Source organism: Pseudomonas sp. KU26590 (genome assembly GCF_026153515.1).
Lineage (GTDB): Bacteria > Pseudomonadota > Gammaproteobacteria > Pseudomonadales > Pseudomonadaceae > Aquipseudomonas.
The window spans coordinates 2756300-2775577 of sequence record NZ_CP110644.1; the positions used below are offsets into that span (position 1 = coordinate 2756300).

A 19278-nucleotide genomic window follows, 5' to 3' on the forward strand; every position below is an offset into this window, starting at 1 on the left:
CGCCAGGCGTAAAAACTGCTGCGGTTGACTCCCAACGCGCGGCAACAATCGTGAACGCCGTAGTGCTCGCCCAGCTCGCTGATCAGTTCGAATGATCTTTGGAGTCCGAAAGCAGGAGAGCACTGGCCTTTTTTAGGATTTCGATATCCCGGTCCTTCTGCCTGAGCAAGGTCTTGAGTCGCTGTATTTCCTGTTGCTCGGCGGTAATCGCCTTGGCACCCACAGGCGTCGCGCCTTGGCGCTCCGCACGCACCTGTTCGACCCAGCGACGCAGCGCGGTTCGGCCAATGCTCAGGTTGTCGCAGACTTCAGGGACCGATTGTCCCTCGTCCAGCACCATGGCCGCTGCCTTGAGTTTGAATTCGTTCGAGTAAGAAGTACGCATGCCCATAACACCTCGGATTTGGGCGCTATCTTAGCGCCCGATTGAGATGTCCAAAATCATTAAGCCAGTTCAAGCCGGCTCCTACAGTGGGTCGGGGTTCGACCTTGAGCCCGAACCCGCTGCAAAACCTGTAGGAGCGCGCTTGCCCGCGAACACGGTGTGTCAGCCAACATCTTCAAACCTGACTCACCTCAATTGCTCTCAATGCTCCTGCTCATACCGATCCAGCGTTTCCTTTGCGATCTGCCGTCCCAATGCGATCAGCTCCGGGGCTTTGTAGAACTCGAAGAAACGGCATACGTGTTTGGGCACGTTAATCAGGATGTCAGGCGGGTAGACGGCGATTTTGTATTGCGCCAGGGACGTCTGCATCACCTCGAAACTCTGGTTGATCAAATCCAGCAGCGAAGCCGGGCCGACGTTGTCGATGATGATCGAGCCGCTGGCCGATCTCGGCGCGCCGGGCTGGGTGGGCGCGGCGGCGGGTTGCTGGCCCTGGGGATCGGCGGATTCGATGTCAGCCATCAACCACGGATTGCCCGTCAGCACGGCGGCGCTGGGCTTGAGGCTTTCCTGCGCCAGGCGCAACCCGTCTTCGCCGGTCAGGTCCAGCTTGCGGCGGAACGGCAGGTGCGAGCCGATGGAATTCATCAGACCGTCGAAACGTTTCTTCACCGCCGGCGGGCGCTCGATCACGGGCAACGTGTAATGCTTCTGGGTCGTGGAATTGAGATTGACCGCGACAATCAAATCGCAATGGCTGGATACCACCGGCACAATCGGCAACGGGTTCAGCAACCCGCCATCGACCAGGGTGCGATTGCCCTGAACCACCGGGGTGAACAGGCTGGGGATCGCCGCCGAAGCGCGCATCGCCGAATGCAGATTGCCTTCCTGAAACCAGATTTCCTGCTGATTGGTCAGGTCCGTGGCCACGGCGGTGTAGGGGATTGGCAGGTCCTCGATGTTGATCTCGCCGACGATTTCACGAATCTTGCCGAAGACCTTCTCGCCGCGAATCGCCCCCAGCCGGAAACTCACGTCCACCAGCCGCAACACGTCCAGGTAATCCAGGCTTTCGATCCACGCCTTGTACTCGGGTAGCTTGCCCGCCGCGTAGATCCCGCCGATCACCGCGCCCATGGAACAGCCGGCGATGCAGGCGATGTCGTAGCCGCGATGTTCCAGCTCTTCGATGACGCCGATGTGCGCATAACCCCGTGCGCCCCCGGAGCCCAGGACCAGCGCGATGCGTTTATTCATGTGCGGTTTCCCACTGTCAGCGTTCGGGCGGCGCGCCTGGCGGCCGATTCATCACACACCAGCGTAACGCCAACAGCGCGAAACGGGTATCGTGCGTCGCCCCGGTGTGGCACTTTTGCATTGCACCACCGTCAAAGCCGCATCGTCGATTTCCTTAGTTGAGGTAACACCCATGAAAGCCTGGATCTGCCTGCCCCTGTTGGCATTGGTTCTCACCGGTTGCGCCGGCAAAACGGCCTACCGCGACAGCTGCGCCACCAACCTTGACACGGCCTGGCACGAGCTCGATCTGGCCAAGGCCGAAGGGTTTGCCGGCACCGTCAGTTACTCCAAAGCCCTGTCGCTGCTGACCGGCGCCAAGACCCAGCAGCAGTTCGAAGCCTTTGAGGGCTGCTCCGAGAAATCCGAGAAAGCCCGTTTCTATATTCGTGAGTCCCGCGCGGGTCGTTGAGATCGTTGCAAAGTCCGCAGCCATTAAGCGGTCTCCCTGTAGGAGTGAGCTTGCTCGCGAAGCCTGCTGTCAGTCGCCATCCAGCTGACAGGCATAACGCGGATCGCGAGCAAACTCACGCCTACCGTCCTGTTTCGCCCCACCCTGATGAATCCCTCCCTCCCGCTCTGGCGAAAAGGCCTACGCTGACCGTACAGTGGCTGCACGGCTGGCATCGTCTGCAGTCTTATCAGTCATGAGCAGTCGCCTGGGGAGGCCTTCCGATGGGCAGAAAACTGGATGCATGTCTCAACGCGATCAATGAAGTGGTGCTCGGCAAGGAACCGCAAGTCCGGCTGGCGCTGACTTGCCTGCTGGGCGGCGGGCACCTGTTGATCGAAGACTTGCCCGGCATGGGCAAAACCACCCTCAGCCACACCCTCGCGCGGGTGCTCGGTCTGAGCTTTCAGCGTATTCAATTCACCTCCGACCTGCTGCCGGGCGACATCCTCGGCACGTCCGTTTTTGATCGCGACAGCGGGCAATTCACTTTCCATCCCGGGCCGATCTTCGCCGAGCTGGTGCTGGCCGACGAAATCAACCGTGCCACGCCCAAGAGCCAGAGCGCGCTGCTCGAAGCCATGGAAGAGGGCCAGGTCACCATCGAAGGCGCGACGCGCTTGCTGCCCGATCCGTTTTTCGTCATCGCCACCCAGAACCCGTTCAGCCAGGGCGGTACCTTTGCACTGCCGGAGTCGCAGCTGGACCGCTTCCTGATGCGCCTGTCCCTGGGCTACCCGGCGCGCTCGGCGGAGAAAGCCCTGCTGCTGGGCGAGTCCCGTCGCGATCTATTGCCGCGCATCGAGCCGTTGCTGGACCACGCCGAGCTCGCGTTGCTTCAGCAGCAGGCGCGGCAGGTGCGGGCCAGCGACGCCCTGGTCGATTACGTGCTGCGGCTGGTCGATGCCACGCGCAGCCAGCCGCAATTTGCCTATGGCCTGTCGCCCCGCGCGAGCCTGGCGATCCTTTCAGCCGCGCGGGCCTGGGCGTTGCTCGCCGGACGCGATTACGTGATTCCCGAAGACGTGCAGGCGATTCTGCCCGCCGTCATCAGCCACCGCCTGCGCGAGCGCACCGACCCGACCGGGCATGGCGGCGGCGCGCCGGTCCAGTGGCTACTGCGCGAGGTGCCAGTGCTGTGATCGAACGCTTCAAACCGGTCTGGCAGCGCTGGGTGGGACGCCGAATCCCCCCGGCGTCGCGGGTCGAACTGGATCACCGCCGAATCTTCATCCTGCCGACCCGGGTCGGTGGCACGTACGCGCTCATTCTGTTTTTGCTGCTGCTGGTGTCGATCAACTACCAGAACAGCCTCGCCTACGGCCTGACATTCCTGATGCTCTCGGTGGGTGTCCTCGCCATTCTGCACACCTACCGCAACATCAGCGGGCTGGTGCTGAGCGGCGGCCACGCGCGTTCGGTGTTCGTTGGCGAACCGGTGCAACTGCGCCTGCGTCTGGAAAGCACCGGCTATGGCCATCAGGCGATTGCCCTGGGTTGGGACAGCGAACAACTGGAGCAGACCGACGTCGAGGCCGAGCGTCTGGTGGAAGTCGGCCTGACCCTGCCGGCGCTCAAACGCGGCTGGATGCGGGCGCCGCGTTTGCGCGTGGAGAGCGTGTTCCCGCTGGGTATTTTTCGCGCCTGGAGCTGGCTGGACCTGGAACAGACCGTGCTGATCTACCCGCAGCCGCTGGCCGGAACGATGCCGCTGCTGCAGGGCGTGCAACCCCATGCCGAGGACGACGGCCACGCGACGACGGGGCCGGGCGTCGATGATTATCAGGGGCTGCGCCTGTGGCAGCCCGGCGACTCGATGCGACGCATGCACTGGAAAGCCTGGTCGCGGGGGCAGGGGTTGATGGTCAAGGAGTTCAGCGACCTCAGCGGCCATGACCTGTGTCTGGACTTCATGGCCCTGGGCGGGGATATCGAAGAGCGGCTGTCGCGCCTGTGTTACTGGGTGCTGGAGTTGTCCCAGCGGCAGCAACCCTTCGCGTTGCGCCTGCCCGGTTTCATCTCGGCCGTGGACAGCGGAGATGCCCACCGCGAAGCCTGTTTGCGCCAGTTGGCGCTGTATGGAGTGCGGGCATGAAAGGCGCGGCGCGATGACCTCCTCAAGCCTGGCCAAACCGATTCCGCGGGTCAGCCTCAACTGGCTGCTGATCGCTCAGGCGCTGGTGATCGTGCCGTTCGCTTTGCATGTGCCGGTGGCGTTGATCGTGCTGTGGCTGGTCTGTTCGTTCTGGCGGATTCAGATCTTCCGTATGCGCGTGCGCATGCCCGGTACCTGGATCAAATCGGGACTGCTGGTCGGCACCGCCGGGGGCATTTACCTGGCACGGGGCAGTTTGATCGGCCTGGATGCGGGGGCGGCGCTGCTGATCGCCGCGTTCATCCTGAAGATGCTGGAAATGCAGAACCGACGGGATGCGCTGGTGCTGATCTTTCTCGGTTTCTTCTGCATCGCGGTCGGTTACCTGTTCGAAGACTCGCTGCTCTGGGGCCTGTTTACCCTGCTGCCCATCACCACGCTGCTGGCCGCGCTGATCGGCCTGCAGCAGTCCGGTATCTCCAGCAAGCCCGCCGCCACGTTGAGGCTGTCGGCCAAACTGTTGATGCAGGCCGTGCCGCTGATGATTTTGCTGTTCCTGTTTTTCCCTCGCCTCGATCCGCTGTGGTCGTTGCCGCAACCGAGCAACAAGGCGCTGACCGGTCTGTCCGACAGCATGGCGCCGGGGGACATCGCCGAGCTGAGCAAGTCCGCCGAGCTGGTCTTTCGCGCGAGTTTTGACGGCCCGCTGCCGCCGCGCAATCAGCTGTACTGGCGCGCGCTGACCCTGGAGCAGTTCGACGGCAGACGCTGGTCGCAATCGTCGCGGGCGCAAGTGCCGGACGCGCCGCTGTGGCGCCGGGAAGGCGAGCGGGTCAGCTACAGCGTGGTGCTGGAGCCCACCGGCAAGCCGTGGCTGATGACCCTCGACGTGGGCCAGACCGATCTGGCCGGCGTGCGCCAGATGAGCGACTTCCGCTGGCAGCGGCGGCGTCCGATCGAGCAATCGATGCTCTACAACGTCGAATCCTGGCCTGACGCCGTGCGCGAAACCGTGCTCAGTGACGGCGCCCGGTTGCAGGCCCTGCAACTGCCGGCCAAAGGCAATCCCCAGGTGCGCGAATGGGCGGCTGACCTGCATCGTCGCCATCCCGACACCGACGACGTGGTGGACGCGCTGCTGTCGTATTTCACTTCGCAGCCGTTTCGCTACACCCTCAAGCCCCCGGCGCTGGGGGCCAACAGCATCGATGACTTTCTGTTCGGCAGCCGTGCCGGTTTCTGTGCCCACTACGCCGGGGCCATGACCTTTGCGCTGCGGGCGGCGGGCGTGCCGGCACGTGTGGTCGCCGGTTATCAGGGTGGCGAACTGAACCCGGATGGCAATTACCTTACGGTGCGCCAGTTCGATGCCCACGCCTGGGTAGAGTACTGGCAGCCGAACGTGGGCTGGCGCAGCGTCGATCCCACCGCAGCGGTGGCGCCCGCGCGGGTCGAGCAGGGGCTCGAACAGGCGCTGGCGGCGGACGAAGAATTCCTCGCCGATTCGCCGATGTCAGCCCTGCGCTATCGGCACCTGGCCTGGGTCAATTCGATCCGCATGGGCTGGGACAACCTCAATTACGGCTGGCAGCGCTGGGTGCTGGGCTATCAGGGTCAGCAACAGCTGCAGGTCCTGGGCCGCTGGTTCTCAGGTTTTCAGGCGCCGGTGTTTGCCGGCGGCGCGGCGGTTATCCTGGGCCTGCTGGCGCTGTGGCTGTTCAAGCCGTGGCGGCGCGAAAGCGATTCACAACTGCGCCTGTTCAACCATTTCGAACGTCTGCTCGCCCGGCAGGGTCTTAAACGTCAGCCGGGTGAAGGCGCTCAGGCCTTCGCGCAACGTGCTGCCGAGCAACTGCCGGCCCACGCCGGGGCGATCAGGGATTTTGTCCACGAGTTCGAGGCCCAGCGCTATGCCGGGGCAGACGGCTCCGTTGGTGCGCTGCGCCAGCGCCTGAAATCCCTGCGCCGCAGCCTGCCGTGGCGTTTGTCCGCCGTGAGGGGCAAGCAGCCGTAAATCACACCCATGAATCTTCAGCCGTCATCAACAGCCAAGGAGTGTTTCATGTCATCGATGGTCGATCACCTGGTCGCCGAGATTATCGGTCTTCATATCAAACTGCTTGCCTGCCACGCGCGGCTGGAAGTCTCCACCGACAGCGAAGCGCTGCACGATCTGCGGACCAACGTCCGCCGCCTGCGCAGTGTCTTGCGCCCGTTGCGTGGTCTGCCGGGGCTGGATCAAGTGGAAGGGGCGGCGAAAGAGGTCGGTGCGCTGACCACGCCTTTGCGCGACATGCAGGTGCTGGCGGCGTTTCTCGATGAACAGGGTCTGCCCCAGGCGGCGGCCAAGCGCGATCAGTACCTGAAATCAGCGTGCCCGAAAGTGGCCAGCTCTGCAGAGCTCAATCGGCTGTTCGACGTGCTGGATCAATTGCCGGCCCTGCTGCGCACCCAGCAGCGCCACGGTCTGCTCGACAAGCTGGAGCAACGCATCGAAAAGCGCCTGGACAAACAGTGGAAGCAACTGCGTGAAGCCATGGGTGATCCCGCCCATGACCGTCATCGCCTGCGCCTGTTGATCAAGCGCGTGCGTTATGCCGGCGAGGCCTACCCGGAACTCAGTCATCAGCCGAAAGACATGCAACGCCGTTTGAAAGCGGCCCAAGGCGCACTGGGCGATTGGCACGATCACCTGCAATGGCTGGAACAGGCGCGGCATCAGACCGATCTTTCGCCTTGCGTGGCCGGGTGGGAACTGGGCATTCATCGTGCCGAGCAAAAGTCCGATCAAGTCCTGGAACGCTTGTACAAGGCCTGCTTCGGTAAACACTCTGCGCGCTAAGTGACCTCGGGCGCGGGATGGTCGGGCACAGTCGCTTTTAAACAGTCTGGTCCGCAGGAATGGCGCTTATAAACCCTGTCCTGCGGCGGCTGCCTCGCTACCATTCGCCCATCCTGCCTGCCACCTTGGAACGCCCATGAAATTCTCCGAGCTGCTCGATGCCGTCCGTACCCATCCCGAATCCGTCAGCATCCCCGCCTCATGGGCCCAAGGGCGTGCCTGTTTCGGCGGGCTGATGGCTGCGCTGATGTATGAAGCGATGCGCGCGAAGGTCTCAACTGAGCGGCCGGTTCGGTCGCTGGCGATCTGTTTCGTGGCCCCGCCGGCCATCGACACGCCGATTTCGTTTGAAGTGGAAATCCTGCGCGAGGGCAAGGCCGTCAGCCAGGTCCTGGGCCGGGCCGTGCAGAACGGCGAAGTCGTCACGCTGATTCAAGGCAGTTTCGGCGCGCCCCGTGATTCGATGATTTCGGTGCAGGCTGAGCCGGCGCCAGTGTTCAAGCCGGTGGACGAGATTCAGCCGTTCCCTTTTGTTTCGGGGGTGATGCCGGAATACCTGCGTTTCATCGACCTGCGCTGGGCGCTGGGCGGCCTGCCGTTTTCCAACACGCCGTCTGGGGCGATTGGCGGCTACGCGCGCTTGCGTGACGTGGAAGAGGAACCCTTGACCGAAGCGCACCTGCTGGCGCTGGTCGACACCTGGCCACCAGCCGTATTGCCGCACCTGAACAAGCCGGCGCCTGGCAGCTCGTTGACCTGGACGATCGAGTTTGTGCAGCCGTTGCCCGCGATGACCACCCACGACTGGACGCAGTACCGAGCGGTGATCGAGCATGCCCGCGATGGCTACGGTCATACCGCAGCGGCGCTGTGGACGCCGAAAGGGGAGTTGGTGGCGATCAGTCGCCAGACAGTGGCGGTGTTTGGCTGACCAGCAGTGGATAGGCCGGATTTACGGTGGACGTGCTCACGTCCCGCATTGCCTGGAGTGACTAAAAGCCTGAGGCCTTACTGGCCTCGGGCTTTAATGGCTTGGGCAGCGACCAGACCCAGCACACCGATGGCGGCGGACGTCAGGCTGCCGTTGAACGCGCCGTCCAGCAGAAGCAGACCGGAGACGATGGACAGCGGGAACGCCAGGGACGAGAGCACGACGTTCGACGGCAGGCCTTCTTTGCGCGATGGGTTGAAGAATTCGCCGATGTGAAGATCCGTGATGAACTTGGGCATGATGCTTACCTCGGTAACGCTTGAATAAGAAGTGTTTTCGATAAAGGTGAGAATAGGCCCGGATCTTCGGTTCGGCGAATCGAGGATTGCTATCACCCTGATAGAAGGCAGATGGGCTGGCTCCCAACGGTCGTGTAGGAGCGCGCTTGCCCGCGAACGCGGTGGGTCAGTCACGAAGATGTCAGCTGACCCACCGCGTTCGCGGGCAAGCGCGCTCCTACAGTTGAGATCCGTGCGGCCGGGAAATCTATGCCAGGCGGCGGTTTTACGACTGTTGAGCGAACGCCGCAACCACCGGCAACGCAAAGAACGCCCGCGCGCACTCGGTGGTGTGGGCCGCGACATCCGTCGGGCTTTCCTCTCGGTGCAGCGCCACTTCCCGCAACACCTCAGGCAAATAGGCCGGTTCGTTGCGGCCGTTCTTCGGTTTTGGCCGCAAGGTGCGAGGCAGCAGGTATGGGGCGTCGCTTTCCAGCATCAACCGGCCACGGGGGATTTCGCGGACCAGCGGGTGCAGGTGCGTGCCCCGGCGTTCGTCGCAGATCCAGCCGGTGATGCCGATGTGCAGGTCCAGGTCCAGGTAGTTGAACAGCGCGCGTTTTTCCCCGGTGAAGCAATGCACCACCGCCGCCGGGAGCTGGTCGCGGTAGTCGCGCAAAATGGCGAGCAGGCGCTCGTCGGCATCGCGCTCATGGAGAAACACCGGCAGTTGCAGCTCGACGGCCAGCGCCAGATGCGCTTCCAGGACTTTCTCCTGCTGCGGGCGAGGGGAGAAGTCGCGATTGAAATCCAGCCCGCATTCACCCACGGCGCAGACGGTCTTCTCACGCAGCAGCGCCCTAAGCTGGCCTTCGGTTTCGCCCGTCCAGGCGCTGGCCGAGTGCGGATGAATGCCGGCGGTGCTGAACAACCGCTCGGCGCTTTCATCAAGCTGGCGCGACAACACAAGGGCTTGTTCGCTGCCCTCGACGTCGGTGCCGGTGAGGATCAACTGACCGACGCCGGCGGCGTAAGCGCGCTCTACCACCTCGCGTTCGCGGGCAGCGAAGCTGGGGTTGGTCAAGTTGACGCCAATGTCTATTAGTTGCATGGTGCTACCTCAGGCCAGAGGCCGAGAAGAATACCAGAGCGATTGAAGCGATAAAAAACAAGCAGGCTCAACTGCTTGGCATACCCAATCCTGTGAACCCGCTTTTGTTGACGCACGCCGCGATGCACGAGGCGAGCCGGTCAGCTGCGCGACACAGACTTCAAGCCCGTTTTTTTTCGGCCTTTCATCGGAGCGTCAATGATCCGAGCGTCCCTGTTTTCCCTGATGTGCGTCATGGCCGTGCCCGGCCACGCGTCGCCGCGCCCCGCCGGCCCGCCCGTGGTGATCAAAAAGAGTCAGGTGCGCGACCTGCCGGCAATCCGCAGCGGCAAAGTCCTGCGGGTGCTGGTCAATCAGAGCCGCAACAGCTCCGCCGAAGTGCAGGGTGAGCCCGTTGGCGTCGAGTGCCGTCGCTTGCAGGCATTCGAGACCTACCTCAACAGCCACGCCCGCGATGGCCAGAAAATCTCCCTCAAACTCATTCCCAAAGCCAAGGATCAACTGCTCGCCGCACTGCAGCGGGGCGAGGGCGACATGGTTGCGCCGGGCGAACTGCTGGATGCCAGTGCCGCCCTCTATGTTGACGCCTCTGAACCGGTGGTGGCCCAAGTGCCGCTGGTGGTCGTAGGCGTCAGAGGTGAGCGCGGGCTCAGGCATCCTGAACAGCTCTCCGGGCGCACGCTGATGCTGACCAGCGGCAGCGCCGCCGATGAAGCCATCCTTCAACTGAACCAGAAACTGGCCCTGCGCAAGCTGCCGCCGGTGAAGATCGAATGGGTCGACCCGAGCCTGGCAGTGGAGGATGTGCTGGAAATGGTTCAAGCCGGGGTTTATCACCTGACCGTGGTCGAGCAACCCATCGCCGAGCGTTGGGCCAAAGTGATGCCGAAACTGAGGATTGACCGCGCCGCTGCCTTGAGCGATCCGGGGGACATGAACTGGTTCGTGCGCAAAGACGCGGTGATGTTGCGCGGCGCCGTTGACCGTTTCCTGCAAACCTATGAACCGCCGCGCAATCAGGACGCCGCCTTCCAGACCGCCTACAAGGACCGCTACCAGATCCACAACCCGCTGGCCCGCGAAGACCGTCAGCGCCTGGAAAAACTGCGTCCCACGCTGCAACTGCATGCCGAGAAACAGAAGATGGACTGGCTCGACCTCGCCGCCGTGGCCTTCAAGGAGTCGGCGCTAAACCCGGTCGCCAAGGGCGGCAGTGGCGCCACAGGCCTGCTGCAGATCACGCCGTCGGCTGCCCAGCGCGTCGGCGTCGACAACATTCACGACCTCGACGGTAACGTTCAGGCGGCAAGCAAATACATGGCGCTGCTGCGGCGCAAGTTTTTCGCCAGCCCGAAAATCAACGAGCGCGAGCGCATGGCGTTTACCCTGGCGGCCTATAACCTTGGCCCGGAGCGCGTGCAGGCCATGCGCGCGGAAGCGAAGCGCCAGGGGCTCAACCCCAACCAGTGGTTTTTTCAGGTCGAGCGCGTGGCCATGGAGCAGGGCGGCAAGAACGTCGTGAGCTACGTGAATAGCGTCAACAAATACTACCTGGCGTTTGATCAGGCCCGCAGTTCACTGGAGCGTCCTGCCACGCGGTAACATATCTATGGATTCGATGTGTATGACGCTTATTTTGCGATTTTCATATTTATAGAAACGATTAAGATGGCGCCATTCTCAACTCAAACGGAATTAGACGCCATGAATGCTCAACTCAAATCGCTGTTCAACACCCACGCCGGTTTCGGCATCACCGGCCTGCGGATTCTGATCGGCATCATCCTCATGGCCCACGGCAGCCAGAAGCTGTTCGGTATGTTCGGCGGCTACGGCCTGGAAGGCACCGGCCAGTACATGGCGAGCCTGGGCCTGAACCCTGGCTACTTGATGGCGTTGATGTCCGGCAGCGCAGAATTTTTCGGTGGCCTGGCGCTGTTCCTCGGCTTGCTGGCACGGCCGGCGGCGTTGGTGGTGATCGTGATGCTGGTGGTGGCGATCCTCTCGGTGCACATCCACAACGGCTTGTTCATGGCCAACAACGGTTATGAATTCGGCCTGGCGCTGATCGCCGCTGCGGTAGCGGTGCTGTTCGAAGGCGCCGGTCGCCTGTCCCTGGACCGCGTGATCGCACGCCGCTAGTTCTCGCCACCAAAGCAATCCCGGCATCTCACGACACCGGGATTTTTTTTGCGTCAGGTTCAATGGGCAAACGACGGGATGCGCCGATTGACAATGCCCACGCCGCTTCTCTAGGATGCCGCTCATGCGCCGATTTAAACAGCTACTTGCGGGGCGCCGGGTGACGGTCATTCGTCATCGAAATTCCGCTAAAGCGCTGGTTCGGTGTTGCCTCTCACCGCTGCCCAGCGGATCAATGAGGCAGAGAAAACGACACTATGAGCCGTCATTCCCACCCGCGTCCCCTCGTTCGTCTGGCCCCCATCGCCAGCCAGTTCAATCGCCGTAATCCGCAAATCCTTCTGGGCGGCGCCCACCAGCCGACGCTGCTGCGTTATCTCGACGGCTGGCCGCGTCGCCAGGGCGGCCCCCACGCCTTTCTCATTCAGTTCATCGAAACCGACGACGCCCTCGCGCGCTTCAGCAATGACCAGTTTGATCTGGCGGTGATTCAGGCGCCCACAGCCGAGCGCGCGGAAGAGGTGATTCACCAACTGATCCGCGTCGCCCGACAGGGCCTGATCACGCGCTGCTGATCACCCGTTGCTGGCCACTCGCCGTCTCGGTTGCAGCGACAGTTCCGGATGGCGCAGGTGCAAACGCGCACGCACAGCGTTCGCATGGCGGCAGTGGGCGACCAGCGCACTGCGCAGGGTCCAGTCGGTGTTGATGATGTAGAAGTTCTGAATGAAGCTATTCTCGTCCGTCGACGCAAACCACTGATCGATCTTCTGGCTCAAGTCGCTGGCTGCGTGCAGCGGCAGCGAATACTTGGCGCACTGGATGGCGGTCAGGCTGAACGGCGGTTTGTATTCCAGCGCGACTTCGTTGACGAACGCCTTCAGGGTGTTGGTGTTGAACAGGTTCGCCCCGGGCCAGCGTTGCTTGACCCCGGGCCATAACAGATCGTCACCCGAACGGTGGTTGTAGGCGAGCACGACATGCTTGCCCGGATGATCCCGCCAGATGTTTTCCAGGGTCAGCTTGCCCATCCGCCGAGGCACAGCCCTCGAGCCGAGGGTTGTGGTGATCAGGCCTTGGAATTCGCGATGGGTCGATTCAGTGAAATCCTTGAACAGATGGAAATCCAGAATAACGATTTCACGTGCAGGGGCGCTGTTCTGCTCCAGTTCTTCAAAGAATGCATGGACACACGCCAGAATGTCCCCGGCGACCGTGCGTCCTGACGAGGTCAGGTGAAACAGCTGAAAACGCCGCGCATCACCTTTTTCATACTTTGAATAGAACGCCACGCGCAAATCCAGCGCCCGCACGCCCTGGCGCAGTTGTTCCAGGGGCGCGAGATCCTGCGCCATCTCCTGGGGTACGGCGAAGTTGGGTGATAGCTTGTCACTGCCGGCATTGTGGGCGCCGGGCAGGATGAGTTGGTCGATGCGCAACCGACCGAGTTCAGCCGTTTGCGCCATCCAGTCGAGATGGGGCGGGCGGGATGTAGCGGATGAGTTGAGGGGCATACAGTCATTCCTTGACGTGTGATGAAGCTCCGAAGAGGAGCGGTCTGAGCGATGAGTCGCTCGAAAGTCCTTTTCTGGAGTCTGGCCGTGGCCTCGCCGGCGTCAACCGCACCAAAGGCTCATGACTGTATCGTGATGTAAGCGCGGGGTCCGAACCGAGGCGTTAAACAAGCCGGGGCTGCGCGCCCCGTTGACGGTGGCTGCTCGGGTAGACGGCCTGTTGGACTTGACTGCTCATTTACCCCAGGCGCGCAACGCGTGTTCAACGAACTGCCGCACTTTGGGCAGGCGGTAGCGGTCCTGGGGGTACATCAGCCACAGCGTGCGGCTGGGCGGTTGGTAATCCTGCAGCAACGGCACGAGCTTTGCGCTGGCAATGTCCTCGCTGATCAGCACGTCGGGCAGCATCGACACGCCCATTCCGGCGAGCACGGCCTGGCGCAGCGCCGGCGTGCTGTTGACGATCATCGAGCCCGACACCGGCACTTCCATCACGCCGTCGGGCCCGGTCAGACGCCACAGTTTCTCGGCGGCACGCCAGTCGTCGCCTGCCGGATAGGCGAACGCGAGGCAGTCGTGGTCACGCAGGTCATCGGCGGTCTTCGGCGTGCCCCGGCGTTTCAGGTACGAGGGCGCCGCGCAGATGGTCAGGGTATAGTCCTGCAGCGGTCGGGCGATCAAGGCCGATGATTCCGGGGTGCCGAGGCGGATGGCGGCATCGAAACCGTGCTCGATCAGGTCCATCGTCTGATTGCTGAGCACCACCTCGACCTTGATCTCCGGGTAGCGCTGGACGAAATCGCTGAGCAGCGGCGCCAGACGTTCGGCGCCGAAGGCCGGCGGAGCGGTGACGCGTAGCGTGCCGCTGGGCGCGGTCTGGGCCTGTTCGGCCATGCGCTCGGAGTCGTTGACCAAACCCAGCACCTCGACGCAACGCCGGTAGTACTCCAGGCCGAATTCAGTGAGGTTTTGCCGGCGCGTGGTGCGCTGCAGCAGGCTCACGCCCAGGCGTTGCTCCAGGGCTTTGAGGTGATTGCCGACCATGGTCGTAGACATTTCGCACTGGCGAGCGGCCGCGGTCATGCTGCCGCCTTCCACCACTTTGACGAACACCGTCATCGCCAAAAAAACGTCCATTATCAAGTCCTGCTTTAAAGTCACTGAAGGATGGCGGTCTTTATACATCAGAACGGGCTAACGATACTGGCTCCACTTAACCGTGATGGAGCCACCGACATGACCGCCGCCTGCCTGATGAACACTTACAAACCGATGCCCTTGAGCTTCATTCGTGGCGAAGGCGCGCGGCTGTGGGATGACAGTGGGCGTCAGTACCTGGATGCCGTCGCGGGTGTCGCCGTGACCAACGTCGGCCACAGCCACCCTCAGATTGTCGCGGCGATCAGCGAACAGGCCGGGCTGCTCTTGCACACGTCCAACCATTACCGCATCGACTGGCAGCAGAAACTGGCGCAGCGTCTGACCCGGCTGTCGGGCCTGGATCAGGTGTTTTTCAACAATTCCGGCGCCGAGGCCAACGAAACCGCGCTCAAGCTGGCGCGTTTGTATGGCTGGGCCAAGGGCATCGAGCATCCGTTGGTGCTGGTGATGGACAACGCGTTTCACGGCCGTACCCTGGGCACGTTGTCGGCCAGCGATAACGGCGCAGCGCGGCTGGGTTATCAGCCGATGTCGGGCGAGTTCGTGAAGGTGGCCTTCGGCGACATGGCGGCAGTTGAGCGGTCAACGCGGGTGTATGGCGAGCGGATTGTTGCGGTGCTGGTCGAGCCGGTTCAGGGCGAGGGCGGTGTGGCGTTGCCGCCGCCGGGGTATCTGAAGGCGTTGCGTGTCCATTGCACTCACAACGGCTGGCTGATGATGCTCGACGAGATCCAGACCGGGATTGGCCGGACGGGGCGCTGGTTTGCGTTTGAGCATGAGGGGATCGTGCCGGATGTGATGACGCTGGCGAAGGCGTTGGGCAATGGCATTCCTATTGGCGCTTGTCTGGCGACGACGGCGGTGGCGCGGTTGTTCACGCCGGGCAGTCATGGCAGTACGTTCGGCGGTAATCCGTTGGCTTGTCGGGTGGGTTGTACGGTGCTGGATATCGTTGAGGGGGAGGGGCTTTTGCACAATGCGGCGGTGCAGGGCGAGCGGTTGCTGGCGGGGCTGCGCGTCGCGCTGGCGGGGCACGCTGATGTGGCGCAGGTGCGGGGGTTGGGGTTGATGGTCGGGATTGAGTTGACGCGGCCGATTCGGGATGTGTGTCTGGTGGCGGCGCAGGAGTATGGGGTGTTGATCAATGTGACGCGGGGGCAGACGATTCGGCTGTTGCCGCCGTTGGTGATTGATGGTGATGAGGTGGACCGGATTGTGGCGGGCGTTGTAGGCGCGCTTCGCGGTTGAGGTTTTTTAAGATCAAGAGCGTCTGCCTGGGGGCAGACTGTTTCGCCTTCGGCGACTTACTTTTGAAAAGCACCAAAAGTAAGCAAAAGTGCCTGCTCTCGGTTTGGCCCTTCCTTCGTCAGGGTTCCTTCACTCCGGTCTCGCTCCGTGGGCCCGCCGCCATCCGCCATCCATGGCGGGGGGGCGGCTCTCGCGGCATCCATGCCGCTCGGCCCACGGAGCGAGACCTGCGTTCAGCCTGCACCCAAGTCGCGTTTTGTGGTGTCTGGGCTTTATGTGTTTGAAGATCAAAAGCAGATCAAGATCAAAAGCTTCCCGGCTGAAGCCGGTCCTACAGTCCGAGCCAATCCCACAGGCTGCACGCGCTGCTGTTAGTGGGACCGGCTTTAGCCGGGAAGGGGCCGGTTTGGGCACCATCAATCGTGCGGTTCTATGCCCGATCGTTCCCACGCTCCGCGTGGTAATGCCGCCTCTGACGCTCCGCGTCCCACCCCAACCGCCTGTTCACTAGTCCTACGGAGCATCAGCCCCGCGTCATTTCTCAGACAATTCCATAATCATCGCCGCCGTCAGGTAGAGCCTCGGGGCAATGCTGGTGAGGTCGATGTATTCGTCGTCGGCGTGGAGGCCGGCGCCGACGACGCCCATGGTTTCGAGGACGGCGGGTTTTTGGCTATTGGGCACGTAGGCGTAGCCGGCGTCGGTGCCGAAGCGCATGGCGATGGGTTCGAGGGTGCGGCCGGTTTTGGCGTAGATCGCTTGCGCCGTTTTTGCGAGGTCGTCGGTGGCCGGGTTTTTCGCCAGGGGTGGGCGGCCTTTGTCGAGGCGGAAGGTGACCTCGGTGCCGTCGATCATGTTGCCTTGCACGATGCGCTGTCCGTCGGCCAGCACCCGGTCGGATTCGCTCAGGTCCGAGTAGCGCATGTCGCCTTCGGCCGCGGCGCTGGAGGGGATGATGTTGCGCTTCTCGCCGCCTTTGATCAGCGTCCAGTTGACCGTTGTGCCCTTGGCCGGGTCGCCCAGGTCCTTGAGCTGCACCAGTTGGTGGGCCAGTTCCATGGCCGCATTGCGCCCGGCTTCCGGGGCGGAGCCGGCGTGGGAGGACTTGCCTTTGACGTCGACGAACACGCCGTTGATGCCGTTGGTCGCGACCGTCACGGCGTCCTTGTCCGGTGGTTCGAACGAGAACACGTAGTCGTGCTTGCGGGCCAGTTCGGCGATGAGGGTTTTCGAGCCGGCGGACCCCGTCTCTTCGTCAGGATTGAACAGCACGGTGATCGTGCCGAAGTCCTTGAATTTCTCGTCTTCCAGCAGCTTCAGGGTATGCAGCACCATGGCCACGCCACCTTTGGCATCGGCCACACCGGGGCCATAGGCGTGCTCGCCGTCGACGCGGAAAGGTCGCTTGGCGGCGGTGCCCGGGCCGAACACGGTGTCGTAGTGAATCATCAGCAGAAAGGATTTGCTGCCCGTGCCCTTGAGGGTGCCGACGATGTTATCGCCCGCCGAGGGCGTCGCTGGCGTGGTTTCCACCGTTGCGCCCAGGGCCTTGAGGCGTTCGACCAGCACCGCGCTGACCATTTTCAGGCCGGGCGCCTGACCGGTCCCGGTGTCGATGTCGACCAGTTGCTTGACGGTGGCCAGATAGGGTTTTTGCTCGGCCTCTGCCTTCTTCAACAGTTGCTCGGGAGAGACATCCGCGGCATAGGCGCCGAAGGCAGAAAAGCCGCCGCTCAACAGAGCGGCGAGGACAGAAACGGTCAGGGCGGTGCGTCGAACGTGCATGCTGGATCCCTCAGATGGTGGTCGAGTTGTTGTGATGTCCATGGGACCCACATCGTTCCCGCAGCATAGGTTTGTCGGGCGCTATCAGCGCCTCGATCCTCTCGCACCGCCCGGATCGCCAAAAGATCAGCCCTGGCGCAGCGCAGTCCTGCCGCCGCTGCGCCTTCCGATGGCATGCACCCTAGACTCCGGAGCGTGCAACCATCGTCGATCAGATGGGCAGGTCAGGGCTGAGTGGCGGGCGCGCCAGCGATCTGTTGCAGGGCGGTGTGGGCTCCTTCCAGTTGAACGGGCACTGAACGCACTGCGCCGTCCAGGCTTCGATAGTGGGTGTAGGTGTCAGTGGAGGAGAGCAGTTGTCCACGCTCGACATGACGCTGGCCGTTGACCACGTAGCGGATCGTCTGCTCCTTTGCCGTCACGCCCTGAGTCTGGAGGTCCTGGGCCAGCACCTTCATTGATTCGTCAATGCACGCATCCAGGACCTCCATGACCTTGTTGAGGTCAAGTTCTCCGTCGTCCACACATTGCTCCCCGCAGCGCCGGAAGGTCTGACTGATGACTTCGATGCGGGCGTGATACAGCGCAGAACCGGCGATGTCTTGCAGCTCGACTTCGTTGAACAGGCGAAAGCTGCCCCGGTCCGCTTCGAGGATGATGTTCGGGCGGATGAGCAACCGACCTGCAACCACATTGGTCGCGGGCCGCAGTCCGGCACCGATGCTGGCTTGGCGGTAGCGTGCCTGCAAGCGGGTGTCCAGCGGTTGACCGCCGATCAGCGCGGCCATGGGCTGAGCATCTTTGCGGGCCTCATCGCGTGCATTGCGCTCCAGCGTGGCGCTGCCCATCTGCGTACTCAGCGCGCTGACGACCAGCAGTCCGGCGAGGCCGGTGCCGCGGGCCGCGTTGACAACGTTCTGGCTGGTCTGCTGAGCCGTCAGGGCAGTCTTGGCGTCGATGATCATTGACGCCGTGACCAGATCTCTGGCCGGCAGCTGCACATCGACCAGAACGCCGTGATCCTTGATATAGCGCAGCGCCAGCGGGTCATTAAAGCTGCGCGAAGGCGCTGAAGACTGAGCGCAGCCGGCCAGCGCCAGGCTCAATCCGAGCGCGGCGAGAAGGTACTTCGGGCTCATTTGTTGAAGGCTGACAGCACTTGCTGACGGCTGCCGTCGACGGCCTGATAGAACGCGTTGGACAGGTTGCTGTACCCCGGCTGATCCCATTCACCCTGGGCAGGCTGAACGACCACAAACGGCTTGTACCAGACCAGGCGGCTGTCTTTAGGGTCAACCAGCATGCCGATGCCCCCCACTTGTGGGGTCGGGACGCTGGTGGGAACCACGCTGTAGTAACTGCGGAACGCCCCTGTTGTCGTGTAAGAGATCAGCAGCACGCGATCAACGCCGTAACGGGTCTGCAGCTCACTGATGTTGCGCGCCAGGTAGCCTTCGCGCTTTTCCGTCTCCTTGAATTTGGTCAGGTCGATCAGGTCAGGTATGCGCTTGGCGTTAAGGCCTTTGGCTTTGAGGCTGGCGACCACCTCGTCAGGCAGGCTCTCCAGGTCGTGCAACTCCCACGCGCTGACCTGATCGCTCAATTTGCTGTTGATGCCTTTATTGATCGCCAGCTCCAGCAGACCCTGGTTGCCGACCAGTGCCAGTTGCGGCGGCGGCAGCGGGCTCAATGCGACGCCTATGACCGGCTTCTTGTCATTCCAGAACTGTGCGTCGAGGTCGATGGGCTTCTGAACGAAGCTGGAGCAGCCGGAGAGTGTGGTGAGCAGCAAAACCAGGGCGAGACAATGGCGGGTAGCGCGTAACAGCATGGGGCAAATCCCTTTGATTGTGAATAAAGTGTGTCAAGACATGGCGGCGATGCCTTGATGGCATGATGCCATAAAACTGTTTACTGACGTCAATATATTTACGCATAAGTCCGCACTAACACGGCGTTGCGGTGTCGTGGAACCGCCCCGCGCATTACCTTGCCAGACGCCGTAGAATCTCGGCTCTGAAGAGCGGTCTTGA

At 62.5% G+C, this 19278-nt stretch carries 19 protein-coding genes; 10 read left to right on the top strand and 9 right to left on the bottom strand.

Annotation, left to right across the window (positions count from 1 at the left end):
• Positions 1-82: 82 nt before the first annotated feature.
• Together OKW98_RS12135 and OKW98_RS12140 are read right to left on the bottom strand one after the other, a co-directional pair.
• A complete protein-coding gene (locus OKW98_RS12135; protein ID WP_241090298.1) occupies positions 83-385 on the bottom strand; it encodes a transposase in 303 nt (100 codons plus the stop codon).
• 201 nt (positions 386-586) lie between these two features.
• Positions 587-1648 carry a patatin-like phospholipase family protein gene (locus tag OKW98_RS12140; protein WP_265389366.1) on the bottom strand — a complete coding sequence of 354 codons (1062 nt, stop codon included), beginning with the start codon at positions 1646-1648 and terminating at the stop codon, positions 587-589.
• A gap of 172 nt (positions 1649-1820) precedes the next feature.
• Here OKW98_RS12140 and OKW98_RS12145 point away from each other — a divergent pair, with 172 nt between their 5' ends.
• The 6 genes from OKW98_RS12145 (at position 1821) to OKW98_RS12170 (ending at position 8006) form a co-directional block, all read left to right on the top strand.
• Positions 1821-2099, top strand: a complete 279-nt coding sequence (locus OKW98_RS12145; protein WP_265389367.1) for a hypothetical protein — start codon at positions 1821-1823, stop codon at positions 2097-2099.
• 263 nt (positions 2100-2362) lie between these two features.
• Positions 2363-3280 (top strand): AAA family ATPase, encoded by a 918-nt coding sequence (locus OKW98_RS12150; protein WP_265389368.1) that lies wholly within the window; start codon positions 2363-2365, stop codon positions 3278-3280.
• Entirely contained in the window at positions 3250-4233 is a 984-nt protein-coding gene (locus OKW98_RS12155) for a DUF58 domain-containing protein (RefSeq protein WP_265389369.1), read from the top strand. The genes OKW98_RS12150 and OKW98_RS12155 overlap by 31 nt, the downstream gene beginning before the upstream one ends.
• Positions 4234-4246: 13 nt before the next feature.
• The gene (locus OKW98_RS12160; protein ID WP_265389370.1) at positions 4247-6247 is read left to right on the top strand and encodes a transglutaminase TgpA family protein; all 2001 of its coding nucleotides are present in this window, start codon (positions 4247-4249) and stop codon (positions 6245-6247) included.
• Between the two features lie 57 nt (positions 6248-6304).
• On the top strand, positions 6305-7075 hold the full coding sequence (locus OKW98_RS12165) for a CHAD domain-containing protein (RefSeq protein ID WP_265389718.1): 771 nt from the start codon (positions 6305-6307) through the stop codon (positions 7073-7075).
• 136 nt (positions 7076-7211) lie between these two features.
• Complete coding sequence (locus OKW98_RS12170) at positions 7212-8006, top strand: acyl-CoA thioesterase (RefSeq protein WP_265389371.1); 795 nt, start codon at positions 7212-7214, stop codon at positions 8004-8006.
• Positions 8007-8083: 77 nt separating this feature from the next.
• On the opposite strand, the gene OKW98_RS12175 is transcribed toward OKW98_RS12170, so the two are convergent.
• Together OKW98_RS12175 and OKW98_RS12180 are read right to left on the bottom strand one after the other, a co-directional pair.
• Positions 8084-8305: a hypothetical protein gene (locus tag OKW98_RS12175; RefSeq protein ID WP_265389372.1), complete on the bottom strand. Its 222-nt coding sequence runs from the start codon at positions 8303-8305 to the stop codon at positions 8084-8086.
• Between the two features lie 265 nt (positions 8306-8570).
• Positions 8571-9395 (bottom strand): TatD family hydrolase, encoded by an 825-nt coding sequence (locus OKW98_RS12180; RefSeq protein WP_265389373.1) that lies wholly within the window; start codon positions 9393-9395, stop codon positions 8571-8573.
• Positions 9396-9593: 198 nt separating this feature from the next.
• Here OKW98_RS12180 and OKW98_RS12185 point away from each other — a divergent pair, with 198 nt between their 5' ends.
• The 3 genes from OKW98_RS12185 to OKW98_RS12195 all read left to right on the top strand — a co-directional run bounded on the left by OKW98_RS12185 (position 9594) and on the right by OKW98_RS12195 (position 12112).
• Entirely contained in the window at positions 9594-10997 is a 1404-nt protein-coding gene (locus tag OKW98_RS12185) for a transglycosylase SLT domain-containing protein (protein ID WP_265389374.1), read from the top strand.
• 102 nt (positions 10998-11099) lie between these two features.
• Positions 11100-11537, top strand: a complete 438-nt coding sequence (locus tag OKW98_RS12190; RefSeq protein WP_265389375.1) for a DoxX family protein — start codon at positions 11100-11102, stop codon at positions 11535-11537.
• 257 nt (positions 11538-11794) lie between these two features.
• Positions 11795-12112 (top strand): class I SAM-dependent methyltransferase, encoded by a 318-nt coding sequence (locus tag OKW98_RS12195; RefSeq protein ID WP_265389376.1) that lies wholly within the window; start codon positions 11795-11797, stop codon positions 12110-12112.
• On the opposite strand, the gene OKW98_RS12200 is transcribed toward OKW98_RS12195, so the two are convergent.
• Both OKW98_RS12200 and OKW98_RS12205 read right to left on the bottom strand, forming a co-directional pair.
• Positions 12113-13051 (bottom strand): hypothetical protein, encoded by a 939-nt coding sequence (locus OKW98_RS12200; protein WP_265389377.1) that lies wholly within the window; start codon positions 13049-13051, stop codon positions 12113-12115.
• Between the two features lie 234 nt (positions 13052-13285).
• Entirely contained in the window at positions 13286-14188 is a 903-nt protein-coding gene (locus OKW98_RS12205) for a LysR family transcriptional regulator (RefSeq protein ID WP_265389378.1), read from the bottom strand.
• A gap of 99 nt (positions 14189-14287) precedes the next feature.
• Here OKW98_RS12205 and OKW98_RS12210 point away from each other — a divergent pair, with 99 nt between their 5' ends.
• Positions 14288-15460, top strand: coding sequence for an aspartate aminotransferase family protein (locus OKW98_RS12210; protein ID WP_265389379.1), 1173 nt, complete (start codon positions 14288-14290; stop codon positions 15458-15460).
• Positions 15461-15994: 534 nt separating this feature from the next.
• On the opposite strand, the gene OKW98_RS12215 is transcribed toward OKW98_RS12210, so the two are convergent.
• The 3 genes from OKW98_RS12215 to OKW98_RS12225 form a co-directional block, all read right to left on the bottom strand.
• Positions 15995-17245 carry a M20/M25/M40 family metallo-hydrolase gene (locus OKW98_RS12215; RefSeq protein ID WP_265389380.1) on the bottom strand — a complete coding sequence of 417 codons (1251 nt, stop codon included), beginning with the start codon at positions 17243-17245 and terminating at the stop codon, positions 15995-15997.
• Positions 17246-17469: 224 nt separating this feature from the next.
• Positions 17470-18384, bottom strand: a complete 915-nt coding sequence (locus OKW98_RS12220) for a hypothetical protein (RefSeq protein WP_265389381.1) — start codon at positions 18382-18384, stop codon at positions 17470-17472.
• Entirely contained in the window at positions 18381-19076 is a 696-nt protein-coding gene (locus OKW98_RS12225; RefSeq protein WP_265389382.1) for a hypothetical protein, read from the bottom strand. Before OKW98_RS12225 ends, OKW98_RS12220 begins: the two co-directional genes overlap by 4 nt.
• Positions 19077-19278 lie beyond the last annotated feature (202 nt).